The 15,386-nt window shown below is 51.2% G+C and carries 14 protein-coding genes and 2 pseudogenes; 9 read left to right on the top strand and 7 right to left on the bottom strand.

Annotated elements, in window-relative coordinates; all coding sequences use genetic code 11:
• The 3 genes from Q9J79_RS03940 to Q9J79_RS03930 form a co-directional block, all read right to left on the bottom strand.
• On the bottom strand, positions 1-1,557 hold the full coding sequence (locus Q9J79_RS03940) for a TerC family protein (protein WP_301911890.1): 1,557 nt from the start codon (positions 1,555-1,557) through the stop codon (positions 1-3).
• Positions 1,558-1,663: 106 nt separating this feature from the next.
• Positions 1,664-2,449, bottom strand: coding sequence for a fimb protein (locus Q9J79_RS03935; protein WP_301911892.1), 786 nt, complete (start codon positions 2,447-2,449; stop codon positions 1,664-1,666).
• A 107-nt stretch (positions 2,450-2,556) separates the two neighbouring features.
• A complete protein-coding gene (locus Q9J79_RS03930) occupies positions 2,557-3,990 on the bottom strand; it encodes an NAD-dependent succinate-semialdehyde dehydrogenase (RefSeq protein ID WP_301911893.1) in 1,434 nt (477 codons plus the stop codon).
• A gap of 332 nt (positions 3,991-4,322) precedes the next feature.
• Here Q9J79_RS03930 and Q9J79_RS03925 point away from each other — a divergent pair, with 332 nt between their 5' ends.
• From Q9J79_RS03925 to Q9J79_RS10430, 3 genes and pseudogenes are all read left to right on the top strand, one after another.
• On the top strand, positions 4,323-4,814 hold the full coding sequence (locus tag Q9J79_RS03925) for a contact-dependent growth inhibition system immunity protein (RefSeq protein WP_301911894.1): 492 nt from the start codon (positions 4,323-4,325) through the stop codon (positions 4,812-4,814).
• A gap of 157 nt (positions 4,815-4,971) precedes the next feature.
• On the top strand, positions 4,972-5,604 hold the full coding sequence (locus Q9J79_RS03920) for a hypothetical protein (protein ID WP_301911895.1): 633 nt from the start codon (positions 4,972-4,974) through the stop codon (positions 5,602-5,604).
• 34 nt (positions 5,605-5,638) lie between these two features.
• Positions 5,639-5,827 (top strand): annotated as a pseudogene (locus tag Q9J79_RS10430) (hemagglutinin repeat-containing protein); the annotation flags it as partial.
• A gap of 60 nt (positions 5,828-5,887) precedes the next feature.
• Here the strand turns inward: Q9J79_RS10430 and Q9J79_RS03915 are convergent.
• A complete protein-coding gene (locus Q9J79_RS03915) occupies positions 5,888-6,268 on the bottom strand; it encodes an MliC family protein (protein ID WP_301911896.1) in 381 nt (126 codons plus the stop codon).
• Positions 6,269-6,778: 510 nt separating this feature from the next.
• Here Q9J79_RS03915 and Q9J79_RS03910 point away from each other — a divergent pair.
• From Q9J79_RS03910 to Q9J79_RS03900, 3 genes are all read left to right on the top strand, one after another.
• On the top strand, positions 6,779-8,860 hold the full coding sequence (locus tag Q9J79_RS03910; protein ID WP_301911897.1) for a carbon starvation CstA family protein: 2,082 nt from the start codon (positions 6,779-6,781) through the stop codon (positions 8,858-8,860).
• Positions 8,850-9,044, top strand: a complete 195-nt coding sequence (locus tag Q9J79_RS03905) for a YbdD/YjiX family protein (RefSeq protein ID WP_002212918.1) — start codon at positions 8,850-8,852, stop codon at positions 9,042-9,044. Before Q9J79_RS03910 ends, Q9J79_RS03905 begins: the two co-directional genes overlap by 11 nt.
• Positions 9,045-9,159: 115 nt before the next feature.
• Positions 9,160-9,720 carry an rRNA large subunit pseudouridine synthase E gene (locus tag Q9J79_RS03900; RefSeq protein WP_301911899.1) on the top strand — a complete coding sequence of 187 codons (561 nt, stop codon included), beginning with the start codon at positions 9,160-9,162 and terminating at the stop codon, positions 9,718-9,720.
• Positions 9,721-10,000: 280 nt separating this feature from the next.
• On the opposite strand, the gene Q9J79_RS03895 is transcribed toward Q9J79_RS03900, so the two are convergent.
• The 3 genes from Q9J79_RS03895 to Q9J79_RS03885 all read right to left on the bottom strand — a co-directional run bounded on the left by Q9J79_RS03895 (position 10,001) and on the right by Q9J79_RS03885 (position 12,694).
• Positions 10,001-11,218, bottom strand: coding sequence for an aspartate kinase (locus tag Q9J79_RS03895; RefSeq protein ID WP_301911901.1), 1,218 nt, complete (start codon positions 11,216-11,218; stop codon positions 10,001-10,003).
• Between the two features lie 201 nt (positions 11,219-11,419).
• Positions 11,420-12,148, bottom strand: a complete 729-nt coding sequence (rph, locus tag Q9J79_RS03890; RefSeq protein WP_301911903.1) for a ribonuclease PH — start codon at positions 12,146-12,148, stop codon at positions 11,420-11,422.
• 81 nt (positions 12,149-12,229) lie between these two features.
• Entirely contained in the window at positions 12,230-12,694 is a 465-nt protein-coding gene (locus Q9J79_RS03885; protein WP_025457029.1) for a universal stress protein, read from the bottom strand.
• Positions 12,695-12,910: 216 nt separating this feature from the next.
• Here Q9J79_RS03885 and Q9J79_RS03880 point away from each other — a divergent pair, with 216 nt between their 5' ends.
• From Q9J79_RS03880 to Q9J79_RS03870, 3 genes and pseudogenes are all read left to right on the top strand, one after another.
• A complete protein-coding gene (locus Q9J79_RS03880; RefSeq protein WP_301911905.1) occupies positions 12,911-13,687 on the top strand; it encodes a tRNA threonylcarbamoyladenosine dehydratase in 777 nt (258 codons plus the stop codon).
• A 137-nt stretch (positions 13,688-13,824) separates the two neighbouring features.
• Positions 13,825-14,354: pseudogene (locus Q9J79_RS03875) on the top strand (hypothetical protein).
• A gap of 170 nt (positions 14,355-14,524) precedes the next feature.
• The gene (locus tag Q9J79_RS03870) at positions 14,525-15,370 is read left to right on the top strand and encodes a segregation and condensation protein A (RefSeq protein WP_301911907.1); all 846 of its coding nucleotides are present in this window, start codon (positions 14,525-14,527) and stop codon (positions 15,368-15,370) included.
• The last annotated feature ends 16 nt before the right edge of the window (positions 15,371-15,386 follow it).

Raw genomic sequence — 15,386 nt, 5'->3', positions numbered from 1 at the left:
TTATTCTTCGGGCAGCCTAGTAATCCTGACCCGCTCGATACGCTGCCCTTCTTTTTCGACCACTTCAAACCGCCAGCCGTGAAAATCGGCAAAATTGCCGACATCGGGAATGGTTTGCAATTCTTCCATAATCAGCCCGGCAACCGTATGGAAATCGGTATCTTCCTCCTGCTGCGGCAGATTGAGTTGTGATGCCAGCTCCACATATTCCAACGCGCCTTCCACCGTCAGGCTTTCATCGGGATTCCCCTGAACGGCGGGTTCTTCTTCGCGCTCGAATTCTTCGGGAAAGTCGCCGGCAATGGCTTCCAACAGGTCTTTCATCGTCACCATACCCAACACCGCGCCGAACTCGTCCACAACGAGGGCGTAATCCGCGCTGCTTTGGCGGAAGAGTTCGAGCGCGCCCAAGGCGGTCGTGCCGTCGGGTAGGACGAGCGGCTGGCGCAATGCCGTCTGAATGTCGAGACCGCCTGTTTCCAGCAGTTGGGACAGCAGGTCTTTTTTGTTGATGTAGCCCAAAGGTTCGTCCACGCCCGCCTTTCCGACAACGAGCAGGCGGCTGTAAGGCGTGTTTTGCAGTTGGGCATACTGTTCTTCGCGGCTTTGGGAAATGTCCAGCCGTTCGATGTCGCGGCGTGGGATCATCACCCCCATAATCGGGCGTTCGGCAAGCGTCAGCACGCTGCGTATCATCGATTTTTCGTTTTCTTCAAAATGAGCGTCGTCCCCGGATTCGCCGCCCGCGTCGGCAAGCACGCTTTCGCGTATGCCCATCATGCCCAAGACGTTTTCGGCGGTGCGCTTGCGCCACGAGCTGCCGATATAGTCGTTTTTGCGGCTGTTGCGCTGCGAAATCTGGTTAAACAGCTCGATTAAAATCGAGAAGCCGATGGCGGCGTAGAGATAGCCTTTGGGAATGTGGAAATGGAAGGCTTCGGCAATCAGGCTGAAACCGATCATCAACAAAAAACCAAGGCAGAGCATCACGACGGTAGGATGCCTGTCCACAAATTCGGTCAAGAGTTTGCTGGCGGAAATCATCACCGCCATCGCGACGACGACCGCGCCCATCGCCACGACGATGTGATCGACCATCGCTACGGCGGTGATGACCGAATCGATGGAAAACACGGCATCCAGTATCAGGATTTGCGCGACCACGCCCCAAAACGGCGCGTGTTTTTTTTGGTTGTCGGAAACGGTAAACCGGTTGTGCCCTTCGAGGCGTTCGTGCAGTTCGGTAGTGGCTTTGTAAAGCAGGAAAATACCGCCCGCGAGCATAATCATGTCCTTGCCGGAAACGGCGAGGCCGCCGATTTGGAACAGCGGTTCGGTCAGCGTGATGATGTGCGCCATAAAAGCAAGCATAATGATGCGGATGACGACTGCCAGCCCCAGCCCGGTAATCCGTGCGCGGTCGCGCCGTGCGGGCTGGACCTTGTTTGCCAAAATCGCCACAAAGACAAGATTGTCTATCCCCAATACGACTTCCAACACCAAAAGCGTGGCAAAACCTATCCAGGTATGCGGCTCTGCCAACCAACTGAAATCCATGATTTTCGTGTTCCTCGACGGTACGGCGGCAAGGCCGCCGTTGTGTTTGCAATGTCCGGCATATTTAGGGATGCCGTCTGAACGCCGGTTTCAGACGGCATCGGGCTCAGTCGGCGATAAAGCCGTCTATCGGCGCGTAGCCCCGTGCATTTCCCTGCGCGTCCAGCACCACGATCCAATCTTTCTGCCTGCTGCCGGTAAAGGGCAGGAAATACCAGTCTTTATCTTCGGAAATATCTGCCTGCTTCAAAATATCGGCAACGGCGATTTTTCTCGCGTCTGCCAATTTTTTCAGCGGCTTCATCGCCTTACGGATTTTCTCCGCCTCTTGACGGGAATACGGCAGCCACCGGTCCGGGCGCATACTCGGCTCTATGCCCTGCATAGACAAATCCAAGGTTTTGTTTTGTTCGTCCGCCGTATCCGGCTCTTTCAGCCCGACGCGGCGGATGCCGAACCACGACAGGCTTTGCAGTCCTTCCGGCGCTTTGTGCAAATCTTCAACCGCCACTTCGGCGGCGGTTACAATATTAATCCTGTCTTTTTCAAACGCCTCTATCACGGGGCGCGCCAAAGAAACGCTGTGCAGACCGTATGCCAATGCGGCAAGCTGAATCGCGCCGGTCAGGGAAAAATCCACAATCCGCGCCCTGCTTGTCTTTTTCGGACTGGACAATATCAGCGTCAGCAGCGGGCCGCATACAATATCGACAGCCACCACCAGCTTATAAAGCGACAGACCGCCCGTCAGCTCGGCATAAGGATAAGGATACCAAACCTTAAAAACCAGCAATGCCGCCAGTCCTGCGACCGACAGGCTGATTAAGAGGTGCCAGCCCGCATTTTTCAACGCAAACCGCCATCTCGGGACTGTTTTTCCGTTTTCCATCATATCTTATTCAAATCAAAAATAACCGTAAAACAGGGCGCATTGTACAACAGATAGAGACTGCTTAAAATGCTGCACCGTCTGAAACCCTGCTGTTCAGACGGCATATCTTACCCGACATCAATACACAAATACTTCAATTCCAGATATTCGTCCGCACCGTATTTGCCACCTTCGCGCCCCAAACTGCTGCGTTTCACGCCGCCAAACGGTGCCACTTCATTACTGATTAAGCCCGTATTGATGCCGACCATGCCGTATTCCAAGGCTTCGCCGACGCGCCATTGGCGGGAGGTATCAGCCGTATAAAGATAAGCAGCCAAACCGTATTCCGTATCGTTGGCGGCCGCGATGACTTCGGCTTCGGTTTCAAAACGGAACACCGGACACAACGGCCCGAAGGTTTCCTCGCGAGCTACCGCCATTTGCGCCGTAACGTTGCTTAAAACAGTCGGCTCAAAAAACGTTCCGCCCAACGCGCTGCGTTTGCCGCCGGTCAGGCAGCTTGCACCTTTAGCAAGCGCGTCGGCGATGTGCTGCTCGACTTTTTCTACCGCTTTTTCCCCAATCAGCGGCCCTTGGTTTACGCCATCCTCCAAGCCGTTGCCCAATTTGAGCGTCGCCACTTTTTCACTTAATTTGCGGCAAAATTCGTCGTAAATGCCGGATTGAGCGTACACGCGGTTGGTACAGACGCAGGTCTGACCGCTGTTGCGGAACTTGCTGGCGAGTGCGCCTTCGACGGCTTTGTCCAAATCGGCATCGTCAAACACGATAAACGGCGCGTTGCCGCCCAGTTCCAAACTGAGTTTTTTAATGTCCGCCGCGCTGTCGGCAAAAATTTTCGCGCCGACTTCGGTCGAACCGGTGAAGCTGATTTTGCGCACGGTCGGGTTCGTGGCAAATTCATGACTGATTTCCGAAGCACTACCACTGACAACAGGCAACAAATCCTGCGGTACGCCCGCTTCGTAAGCTAGTACAGCCAATGCATACGCGCTTAAAGGCGTGAGCGATGCAGGTTTGACTATCATCGCGCAGCCCACCGCCAAAGCAGGCGCGGCCTTGCGCGCAATCATCGCAGACGGGAAGTTCCACGGCGTAATTGCAGCAGTAACGCCGACGGGCTGTTTCAACACGACCAGTTTTTGCGACGCTTTCACGCTCGTCAGCACATCGCCGTCAATCCGCCGCGTCTCTTCGGCAAACCAGCGCACAAACGAAGCCGCATAATCAATTTCGCCGCGCGCCTCGGTCAGGCTTTTGCCCTGCTCCATCGTCATCAGGCGCGCCAGTGCTTCTTTGTTTTCCTTTATCAGAAAATACCAACGCCACAACACATCGGCGCGTTCCAACGCAGTTTTTGCCGCCCATAATTTTTGCGCTGCAGCTGCCTTTTGAATCAGGTTTTTCAGCTTGTCCGAATCCGTCTTGCGGACAAACGCCAAAGTCTCGCCCGTTGCCGGATTATCGACTTTGATGCCGTCTGAAATCGGGGAAAGGGAAATATCGGGATGCTTGATTAATTGGGAATATTCGTTCATTTCGTGTCCTCCGGTATGCGGAATAACCGCTTTCAAATGCCGTCAATCTCGCGGACATTATCATCTTCATATTCCAAAACCGCAAACCCTTCCGATGCCGTCTGAAGCATCCGATCGGGCAGCGCAACATCCGGGCGGTGTCTGAATATGGCGCGGGCGCAATCCCTGTCGTTTAAGAAAAATACTTTTTATACAATGGTAATCTTTAGAAAGAAAAGTAATGCAGCCCTTTGATGGGGTACAATATATAAGGAGCAAAGATTACAGTTGCAACGTGTGGTAGAGTATGGCAAAAGTCAAAACATTACAGTCAAAATTACGGAGATCGAATAATGATTTTTAAACAGGATCAAAATTATTGGGCAGTTTTTTATGCGAATGAAGAAGCTCTGATTGTTCAAACATATTCAGGTTTGGGGTTAACGGCAATAGACCACCTATATCCCCCCCATATCCTGCCATTGGATACCGACAATGAAACTTTAGGCACGACGGTCTTGCAAGCGTTAGCAAACAGCAGGACGTTAGACAACGAAGCTGAACGTATTGATTTTTTAAAACAGGAAAGTTTGAAACCACGCTATGAGGATTGGGTTGCCAAGCTATGCGGGAACTTGGGCTATAAAACCAAACGCGCCCTATTTAAAAACATGATGAACGTGGATATTCGGCTGCACAACGGCTGCCTGAAAATCAGCCCGAGCCGCCATGTCAAGCTGGAAGCGTGGGATGCCATTGATGCAGACGATGTAATTTTATCATTGGATAACAGCCCTGAAGAAATCGGAACAGGTTTAAGGTTAGCATTGAGCCGCTGCCGATAATATTTGATAAAAGGCCGTCTGAAAGCCGGAAACTTGTTTCAGACGATCTTTTTTATCACACTCAAAGCCCGCGTGCGTACCGCACACACCTTACCTGCACAGGTTTAATGCGGGCTACGGCTTGCTGAAGATAAAGTTATTAAGGAATTTGGCAAATATGGAAAAGATTGAGAAATTTAAATCTGAATTATTGGATAACATCTTTCAGTATATTCAATACATATCTATTTTTGTCCATAAGAAAAAGATATATTATTTGATTGATTATAAGGAAAATTTCATATTAAACATGAAATTAGACTTAGATTTGGATTTTAAAAACGGTAATATTACGTTAGAACAATATCAGGATGAAATAAATAGTTGTTATTACCGAAACGGCATCTGGCAGTTAACTAAGGACAATTTCGAAAACTATCTTCAATCAGATTCAGTCATTGAATTAAAAAAGGATGAATTGAAGGAACTGATGTTTCAGGGATTTACTTCTGATGAAACAGTAAGGTTATATTCCGTTGTTGAGAACAAGCTGTCGTACAATGATCCTATCTCAGACTCCGGCCAGCAAAGTGATTTCTTAAAAATCAATCAGATTTCCTCGAGGCTGCCTTTATTCTATGTCAATTTTGACACTGAAGTGTACTTACATATGGATTGGGACAGATGTCATGAAGATTATGTCTATGATGGCTGGTTTTCAAAAGCGATGGATTTTGGGTATTTAATACCGGACGAATTCTGTTACTGGAAAATTGAAGGACGAGATTATTGGAAATTTATACAATTATAAATATAAGCAAGCCATAGCTTGTATGAATTCAAAAGGCCGTCTGAAAAACAGCTTCGACAAAGACGCGGTTGCCAAAGAGATCGACCTACAAAGGGAAGTAATGCAGGAGTTTGGTAAAAACGCCACCCAAGCCACAGCGGCCGTTGCCGACAAACTCGGCAATACCCGAAGTTACGGACGGTATCAGGCAGCCAAAACCCTGCCGGAGGCCGAACTGCAAAACAAATCCGGCATAAAAAACCGCCCGAAAAATCCGGACGGCGGTTCAAACAGGCTGCCCCGTTTAACGGGCGCGGCAGGAAGTTTCGACCGAATTGCCGTAGGCATCGGTAAAGCCGAAAAAGGCTTCGCCGCCTTTCTGGTGCCACTCGGTTCCGTTTCCGAACAAACCGTGTTCGGCGGTATAGCGTTCGCCGGATGCGGCAACGTCGGAAGAGAGGACGGCACGCCTGCCGTCCAGCCGCAACGCGATTTTGCCGCCGTCCAAATGGCGGACGCGCACAGACAAACCGTTCTCACAGGAAAACGTCCGAAAATCGTCCGGGCCGGCTTGGTTTTGAACGGACGGCATATGCCCGCGTCCGCCGTCATCATATGCCTCCGGCACGGCACAGGCCGCCAGGGACAAAACCGGTACGGTCAGCGCGAAAAACCTGATATTCATAAAAGCTCCCCAATAAAAAGAAAATATGTTTCAACACACAGTAAAGCACCGCCCTATGTGCCGTCCTGATTCGGAAGGGGTTGCGCCCCTCCCAAATAAAGTCTGATTCTACCGCCCTAAAGGGCGGAGGTTCAACCGAAAAGGAAACACGATGAATTGATAATCCGGATTGCGCGCCCCTTCTTTACCCTTCTTCCGGCGCCGCCTTTTGCCTGACGATGCCGTCTGAACCTCCCTGCCCGCCCGAAGGAATGTAAATTTTTTCCAAATTCCAAGTAAAAACCGCTATCAGTGTGCTAATTTGCGTTAAAATCCTGTTCGGCGTTTAACGTTTTGTGCGCGTACATTCCTGCACTGTTTGATGCGGGCATAAGGCACAAATCCCGACAAGCGCACTGTTTCATACTTCGTCAATCATTCAGACTCCGGTTTGTGCCCGTGCCGGCAGGCGGTTCGGCCGTTTCCCGCCGTTCAGGCATATTCCGACAGTGTGAGATAAGGATTTATTCGATGAAATCACTCAAAACCTTCCTCATTTGGGGCATAGTGGTACTGGTCGGCTTAGCATCCTTTACCACTCTGGCTCTCAGCCGAGGCGAACAGGTCAGCGCGGTATGGATGGTTACCGCCGCCATATCCGTTTACTGCATCGCCTACCGTTTTTACAGCCTCTACATCGCCAACCGCGTGATGCGGCTCGATCCTAACCGCCTGACTCCGGCAGAACGCCACAATGACGGCTTGGACTACGTTCCGACGCACAAAGGCGTACTGTTCGGACACCACTTTGCCGCGATTGCGGGCGCGGGCCCTTTGGTCGGTCCGGTTTTAGCAGCGCAAATGGGTTACCTGCCCGGTACTTTGTGGATTATCTTCGGCGTGGTATTTGCCGGTGCGGTACAGGATATGATGGTCTTGTTCGTCTCTATGCGCCGCGACGGTAAGTCTTTGGGCGATATTGTGAAACAGGAACTCGGCACTGTCCCCGGCGTGATTGCCTCCATCGGTATTTTGATGATTATGGTCATCATTATGGCGGTGTTGGCGTTGATTGTCGTAAAAGCACTTGTTCACAGCCCTTGGGGTACGTTCACCATTGCAGCAACTATGCCGATTGCGCTGTTTATGGGTATTTACACGCGTTATATCCGTCCGGGCAAAATCGGCGAGATTTCCATCGTCGGCTTTATTTTGCTGATGCTGGCGGTAATTTACGGCGAAGATGTGGCGAAAAGTTCCATCGGGCATTGGTTCGACCTTGACGGCATCCAGCTCACTTGGGCGATTATGATTTACGGCTTTGTCGCCTCCGTATTGCCCGTATGGTTACTGCTCACTCCGCGCGACTATCTCTCCACCTTCCTGAAAATCGGTACGATTGCGGCTTTGGCTTTGGGCATCGTCATCGTCAATCCCGCTTTGCAAATGCCTGCGGTTACCCACTTTATCGACGGTTCCGGCCCGGTATTCTCAGGCGCATTGTTCCCGTTCTTGTTCATTACCATCGCCTGCGGTGCGGTTTCGGGCTTCCACGCGCTGATTTCCTCCGGCACCACGCCGAAAATGCTGGAAAACGAAACCCACGTCCGTATGATCGGTTACGGCGGTATGTTGATGGAAAGTTTCGTGGCGATTATGGCGCTTGCCGCCGCCGCATCGCTTGATCCCGGCGTGTACTTTGCAATGAACAGCCCTGCCGCGCTGATCGGTACGGATGCCAATACCGCCGCCGAAGTGATTACCGCCAAGCTGCAATTCCCTGTCGATGCAGCAACCCTGTTGCACACCGCTAAAGAAGTCGGCGAAAACACCATCCTTTCCCGTGCAGGCGGTGCACCTACCCTCGCAGTCGGTATGGCGCACATTATGAGCCGTCTGATTCCTGGCGAGGCGATGATGGCGTTCTGGTATCACTTCGCCCTGTTGTTTGAAGCCTTGTTCATCCTGACCGCCGTCGATGCCGGTACGCGCGTCGCACGTTTTATGATTCAAGACTTAGGCAGTATCTTCTACAAACCTTTCGGCAACACCGACTCCATCCCCGCCAACCTGATTGCGACCTTCTTCGCCGTGGCATTGTGGGGCTACTTCCTCTACACCGGCGTAACCGACCCGCTGGGCGGCATTAACTCGCTCTGGCCTTTGTTCGGCATCGCCAACCAAATGCTGGCAGGCGTGGCCTTGATTATGTGCGCCGTTGTACTGATTAAGATGAAACGCGACCGTTATGTCTGGGTAGCACTCGTTCCCGCCGTCGGCGTACTGTTCGTAACCTGCTACGCCGGCCTGCAAAAACTGTTCCACAGCGACCCGCGCGTCAGCTTCCTTGCCCACGCCGGCAAATACAGCGACGCATTGGCTAAAAACGAAGTCCTTGCGCCCGCTAAAGACATCGGCGAAATGGCGCAAATCATCTTCAACGACAAAATCAATGCCGGTCTGACCATCCTCTTCTTGTCGGTTGTCGTGATTGTCGCCGCGTACGGTTTGCGTACCGCCCTCAAAGCACGCAAAGTCGGCTGGCCGACCGCCAAAGAAATCCCGGCGGTGTACCGCGACGGCAAACAGCCGGAGGTACAAAGTGAAGCATAAGCTCGCGTCTTGGTGGAAAACCATCAAGCTGACGGCAAACTTGATGGCAGGCGTGCCCGATTATGAAAACTACGTTGCACAGCAACGCAAACATAATCCCAACGCCCCCGTGATGACCAAGCTGCAATTTCAAGACTATTGTCGCAAACGCCGCTGCGGCGCAAACGGCGGACGCTGCTGTTAAGCCTGCTTGAAACAAATGCCGTCTGAAACCGATTTCAGACGGCATTTTATCTTGAAGTTCCACACAAAAAGGCAAACGGCTACAATATCCGGCATCAAACCCCTATAGACCAACCATGAAAAACCTCATCGCCTTCAACAAACCCTACGGCGTAATCTGCCAATTTTCGCCGCACGAAAAACACAAAAGCCTCAAAGACTTTATCGGCCTGCCCGGCTTCTACCCCGCCGGCAGGCTCGACACCGACAGCGAGGGGCTGCTTCTGCTGACCGACGACGGCAGACTTCAGGCACAAATTACCGACCCCAAATTCAAACACCCCAAAACCTACTGGGCGCAACTGGAGGGCGTACCCGACGAAACCCGGTTGGAAAGTTTAAGAAAAGGGATAGACTTAGGCGATTTCGTTACCCGTCCGGCAAGCGTCCGCATCTTGAAACACGGAGAAGCAGATTCGTTATGGGAGCGCATCCCGCCGATACGCGTCCGCAAAACCGTTCCCGATTTTTGGATAAAAATCACCATTTCCGAGGGTAAAAACCGCCAAGTCAGACGAATGACCGCCAAGGCGGGCTATCCCTGCCTGCGTCTGGTCAGAGTGGCAAGCGGCAGACTGAAACTGTTTGATTTGGATTTAAAACCCGGGGAATGGGCATACGCCCCGTTCAGACCATAAAGCCGCACTGCCCTGCCATTATCCTTTTGCCCCTGCCGCTTACCGCTTAACGCTTAAAACAATTAGTAACGCAAGGGCTTATTCTAATTATCTAAGACGGCCTCAAGTTTTTTACCGATTGAAACATCTTTAATCACGATGAGCTGCAAATTTTAAAAGCAGAAATGGTTTTCTCCGTCGGGAGGATTAAAAATATGCCGTCTGAACGTTCAGACGGCAGACAAAACGGCACAGCCCGATAAAGGCTGTGCCGTTGCTAATTAGACACCGACTCAGGCAATCAGCCCAAATCAAAGGCTTTATGCAATACCCTGGTTGCCAGTTCCATATATTTTTCATCAATCAATACGGAAACTTTGATTTCAGAAGTTGAAATCATTTGGATGTTGATGCCTTCTTCTGCAAGGGTACGGAAGATTTTGGCGGCTACGCCGACGTGCGAACGCATACCCAAACCGACTGCGGAGACTTTGCACACGGTGTCGTCGCCGTCGATAGAAGCTGCGCCGATACTGTCTTGACGTTCCGACAGGATTTCCAAAGTCTGTTTGTAATCGCCGCGCGGTACGGTGAAAGAAAAATCGGTTGTGCCTTCGCTGCCGACATTTTGGATAATCATATCGACTTCAATGTTGGCATCGGCGACCGCGCCCAAAATCTGATAAGCGACGCCGGGCTTATCGGGCACACCGCGCACGTTGATGCGGGCTTGGTTTTTGTCGAATGCGATACCGGTTACGGCAGCTCTTTCCATGTTGTCGTCCTCTTCAAAGGTAATTAAGGTGCCGTTGCCGCCGTCTTGCAGGCTGCTCAGTACGCGCAGGCGCACTTTGTATTTTCCGGCGAATTCTACTGAACGGATTTGCAAAACTTTCGAACCGAGGCTAGCCAGTTCAATCATTTCTTCAAATGTAACCGTATCCATGCGGTGCGCTTCGGGTACGACGCGGGGGTCGGTGGTGTAAACGCCGTCTACATCGGTATAGATTTGGCATTCGTCCGCTTTGAGGGCTGCGGCGAGCGCAACGGCGGAAGTGTCGGAACCGCCGCGTCCGAGCGTGGAAATATCGCCTTCGCTGCTGATGCCTTGGAAGCCGGCGACGATGACGACTTTGCCTTCGGCGAGGTCGACGCGCATTTTTTCGTCATCGATGCTTTCGATGCGGGCTTTGGTGTGGGCAGTATCGGTTTTGAGGGCGACCTGCCAGCCGGTGTAGCTCTTGGCATCCACGCCGATGTCTTTCAATGCCATCGCCAAAAGGCCGATGGTAACCTGTTCGCCGGTAGACAAAACCACGTCCAATTCTCGCGGATCGGGGTGCTCCTGCATTTCGTGCGCCAGCGCAACCAGGCGGTTGGTTTCGCCGCTCATGGCGGATACGACGACGACGATGTCGTGTCCTTCGGCGCGGACTTTGGCGACACGTTTGGCTACGTTTTTGATGCGTTCGGGCGAGCCTACCGATGTGCCGCCGTATTTGTGTACGATTAACGCCATGTTTCGTGCTTTCTTGTGTGGGATTGGTCGGGCAGCATAGTTTGCTGGAAAAGCGGCTATTATTACTATTTTTTACATGAAGTTCAAGAACGGACTGCGCTTTCCCGCCTGCCGTTTGACAGCGGTCAGCAAAAAACCTGTTCTTTCAGATTTTTGACAAAATGCCGTCTGAACGGTTTTCAGACGGCATCCGGACGACAATCAGGCAGTGGACAACGCATTTTGCTGATAACGCAGCAGTTCGCCTATGCCTTTTTGCGCCAGTGCAACCAGTTTGCCCAACTCGTCCAAACTGAACGGCGCGCCTTCCGCCGTCCCCTGTATTTCGATGATTTTGCCCGAAGCGGTCATGACGATGTTCACATCACTGTCGCAGCCGGAGTCTTCGGGATAATCCAAATCCAAAAGCGGCACGCCGTTCACTACGCCTGCGGATACGGCGGCAACGGCTTCGCGGATGGGATTTTCGGTCAATATGCCGTCTGAAAGCAATTTTCCGACGGCGATTTGCAACGCGACGAACGCACCGGTAATCGAAGCCGTGCGCGTGCCTCCGTCCGCCTGAATCACATCGCAATCAATCAAAATTTGTCGTTCGCCGAGTTTTTCCATATCCACGACCGCGCGCAGCGAACGCCCGATCAAACGTTGGATTTCCTGCGTGCGCCCGGACTGTTTGCCCGCCGAAGCTTCGCGGCGCATCCGGGAAGCGGTGGATGCAGGCAGCATCCCGTATTCCGCCGTTACCCAGCCTTGGTTTTTACCGCGCAAAAACGGTGGGACGTTTTCATCTATGGAAGCGGTACAAATCACTTTGGTATTACCGCATTCAATAAGACACGAACCGTCCGTATGCGGCAGGAAATGAGGGGTGATTTTGATATCGCGCAGGCTGTCCGCGGCGCGCGAGATGCGGATGTAATCAGGCATACTGCCCTCCCGTTAAAAACAGATAAATTAAAAAGCCTTAAATATGAAAAATCACATTTAAGGCCTTCAAACTGAAAATTTCTACGCCTCTTCGGCTTTGCTGCGGATAATCAAAAGCGGCAGGTGGCTTTGGCGCATTACCGTTTCGGCGAAACTGCCCATTAAAAGGTGCATCAGCCCGGTACGTCCGTGCGTACCCAACACCAGCAGGTCGGCACCGTTTTCATCGGCATAATCGACCAAATCCTGCGCCATTTCGCGCGCGCCCTTATTGGCAACCAGCAGGTGTTTGACGGTATTTTCCACACCCAGTTCCCGGGCGGTGCGCTCGGCGGCATCCAAAACCTCGTTGCCTTGTGCAATGGCGGCTGCCTCGTAACTCTCGTGTTGCAAAAATTCAGGGGCAAGTGCCATATATTCGGCAGGGTTGGCAACGTGCACCAAAGTCAGGCGCGCGCTGTTGACTCCTGCAAGTTCGGCGGCATGTTTCAGGGCATTGATGGAAGTTTCACTGCCGTCAACGGCAACGACCAGATGTTTGTACATATCGTATTCTCCTTTTGCACCGCCTCGCGGTGCCGTCTTGTCGGATGGGCGCAGGGACAGTTTGCGCCGTTTCATTATAGACCCGCCGTCGGGCTTTATACAACAGCCGAACAGCCTGACTGCTTTCCAGTATAATATGCCGCTTCCGTGCAGTCAGGCATTTTTTGCCGGCTTTCGTTCACTTTTTGATTTGACGCAATCTTGCAGGATTCGACCATGTCCGACAACGCTTTGACCTCTTCGCGACGCTTCGGCGGCATCGCCAGACTCTACGGAGACTCTGCCTTGGCGCACTTTTCACAGGCACACGTCTGCGTAGTCGGCGTGGGCGGTGTCGGCTCGTGGGCGGTCGAGGCTTTGGCGCGGACGGGCATCGGACGTTTGACTTTGATTGATTTGGACAACGTTGCCGAATCGAATGTCAACCGCCAGCTGCACGCCCTGACCGACAACTTCGGCAAGGCGAAAGTTACCGCCTTGCGCGAACGAGTCGCCCAAATCAACCCAGAATGCCAAGTGTTTGAAATTGAAGATTTTGTCAGTGAAGACAATATCGAAACCCTGTTTGGCAAGGGCTTTGATTTCGTCATTGACGCCATCGACCAAGTCCGCGTCAAAGCGGCAATGGCTGCTTATTTTGTGAAAAACCGTCAGCCTTTTATCATCAGCGGCGGCGCAGGCGGACAGAAAAATCCCGCCCTGATTCAAACCGCCGACTTAAGCCGCACCACCCACGACCCCCTGCTTGCCAACCTGCGCTACACCTTGCGGAAACGCTACGGCTTCAGCCGCGATACGAAAGCCAAAATGCGCGTGCCGTGCGTGTTCTCAACTGAAAACATCACGCCGCCGCAATCGGGCGTGACGTGTTCTGCCGATGCCGCACCGCAGGGCTTGTCGTGCGCGGGCTACGGTGCAAGCATGCTCGTTACCGCTTCGTTCGGACTGTATTGCGCACAGGCGGCGGTGGAACACATCGCGGGCAAAAAATAAGCAATGCCGTCTGAAACAGGATTCAGACGGCATTTGAACAAACTATGGTTATGATTTAGGACAAAAAAGGATACGGATAAAAAATAACATAAAATATATGATTCCTAATAATATACCAAGTATCGGAGAGCTATTTAATGGAATTCGTTAATAATTTAGTTATTTTTTTTCATTTTTATTACTAATGCTTATTCCGATATTTTTTGTAGTATATGGTATATACCATAAGATACGTTATCGCAAAATATGTATCCTAAGAACAAGTTTTACATTATTAGTGGTGATACTTTGCAGTATGTATTACATATATTGCCGTTATCTTGACCAACAAAAAGTAGCTTATTATTGCATAGATGAACAATGTATTTCTATCGTTCATCTATACAAAGATTATGGTATAAACTCTCCCACATATGCGAGAATTTACGCAGGAAAAATATTGTTTAGATTTCAAGTAAGAGCTAAAAATTACGCTGAATTACTTATGGAAGATGATATATCAATTAGTAAAAAAATTTTGGGGAATAAATTTATCATTTATGGGTCGCTACCTGTAATATACGGTAATGTAGATAATATTGAAGTAAAAGAAGCTACTGGTTATATAGATAGAGCCAGTACTGATTATATTGTCTCAAGAAACTTAAAATTCAGACATTTATATTAATTAAGAGGTTTTAGCAAGACCGTATTCACAACCTGCTCCTTTTCAAAACATTTGCATTTAAAAGCCGTTATAATGCCGTCTGAACATCTGCCCGACCACATTATGCGTGAATGCCGGCAGATTGTTTTCTTTTGTAAACTTATATTAAAATCCACTTACCGATTCACGCCATGCCGCCCATCCCTGCCCCATCTGCACCATCCGAGCACACTGTCGCATGGGTATTCGGTCAACCCGTTACCGATTTGCCCCAGGATTTGTTTATTCCGCCCGACGCGCTGAAAGTCGTATTGGGCAGCTTCCAAGGCCCTTTGGATCTACTGCTGTATCTGATCCGCAAACAGAATATCGACGTACTGGATATTCCGATGGTGAAGATTACCGAGCAGTATCTGCACTACATTGCCCAAATGGAAGCCTATCAGTTTGATTTGGCGGCGGAATACCTGCTTATGGCGGCCATGCTGATTGAAATCAAATCGCGCCTGCTGCTGCCGCGTACCGAAGCCGTAGAAGACGAAGAAGCCGACCCGCGTGCCGAGTTGGTGCGCCGCCTGTTGGCTTATGAACAGATGAAGCTGGCGGCACAGGGTTTGGACGCGCTGCCCCGAGCCGGACGGGATTTCGCATGGGCTTACCTGCCTCTGGAAATTGCCGTCGAAGCCAAGCTGCCCGAGGTTTACATCGCCGATTTGACGCAGGCATGGTTGGGCATTCTTTCTCGGGCAAAACATACGCGCAGCCACGAAGTGATCAAAGAAACCATCTCCGTGCGAGCGCAAATGACGGCAATCCTGCGCCGTTTGAACAGACACGGAATATGCAGGTTTCACGACCTGTTCAATCCCGAACAGGGTGCGGCTTACGTGGTCGTCAACTTCATCGCACTGTTGGAGCTTGCCAAAGAAGGATTGGTCAGAATCGTGCAGGAAGTCGGTTTCGGAGAAATTCGAATCAGCCTCAATCATCAAGAAACGCCTTCAGACGGCATGACCGGGACAGAAACACCGGATTGACCTATTTAAAAAGGAA

It is taken from the genome of Neisseria viridiae (assembly GCF_962747995.1).
GTDB classification, from domain to species: Bacteria; Pseudomonadota; Gammaproteobacteria; order Burkholderiales; family Neisseriaceae; genus Neisseria; species Neisseria viridiae.
This window is presented reverse-complemented; position numbering and strand designations above follow the sequence as displayed.

What these genes read in the sequence shown, in the direction of transcription:
- Q9J79_RS03900 (WP_301911899.1), top strand. Translation starts at nt 9,160, where the DNA reads ATGAAAAACCTCATCGCCTTCAACAAACCCTACGGCGTAATCTGCCAA.
- Q9J79_RS03920 (WP_301911895.1), top strand. Translation starts at nt 4,972, where the DNA reads ATGGAAAAGATTGAGAAATTTAAATCTGAATTATTGGATAACATCTTT.
- Q9J79_RS03880 (WP_301911905.1), top strand. Translation starts at nt 12,911, where the DNA reads ATGTCCGACAACGCTTTGACCTCTTCGCGACGCTTCGGCGGCATCGCC.
- Q9J79_RS03930 (WP_301911893.1), bottom strand. Translation starts at nt 3,990, where the DNA reads ATGAACGAATATTCCCAATTAATCAAGCATCCCGATATTTCCCTTTCC.
- Q9J79_RS03925 (WP_301911894.1), top strand. Translation starts at nt 4,323, where the DNA reads ATGATTTTTAAACAGGATCAAAATTATTGGGCAGTTTTTTATGCGAAT.
- rph (WP_301911903.1), bottom strand. Translation starts at nt 12,148, where the DNA reads ATGCCTGATTACATCCGCATCTCGCGCGCCGCGGACAGCCTGCGCGAT.
- Q9J79_RS03940 (WP_301911890.1), bottom strand. Translation starts at nt 1,557, where the DNA reads ATGGATTTCAGTTGGTTGGCAGAGCCGCATACCTGGATAGGTTTTGCC.
- Q9J79_RS03870 (WP_301911907.1), top strand. Translation starts at nt 14,525, where the DNA reads ATGCCGCCCATCCCTGCCCCATCTGCACCATCCGAGCACACTGTCGCA.
- Q9J79_RS03935 (WP_301911892.1), bottom strand. Translation starts at nt 2,449, where the DNA reads ATGATGGAAAACGGAAAAACAGTCCCGAGATGGCGGTTTGCGTTGAAA.
- Q9J79_RS03915 (WP_301911896.1), bottom strand. Translation starts at nt 6,268, where the DNA reads ATGAATATCAGGTTTTTCGCGCTGACCGTACCGGTTTTGTCCCTGGCG.
- Q9J79_RS03895 (WP_301911901.1), bottom strand. Translation starts at nt 11,218, where the DNA reads ATGGCGTTAATCGTACACAAATACGGCGGCACATCGGTAGGCTCGCCC.
- Q9J79_RS03910 (WP_301911897.1), top strand. Translation starts at nt 6,779, where the DNA reads ATGAAATCACTCAAAACCTTCCTCATTTGGGGCATAGTGGTACTGGTC.
- Q9J79_RS03885 (WP_025457029.1), bottom strand. Translation starts at nt 12,694, where the DNA reads ATGTACAAACATCTGGTCGTTGCCGTTGACGGCAGTGAAACTTCCATC.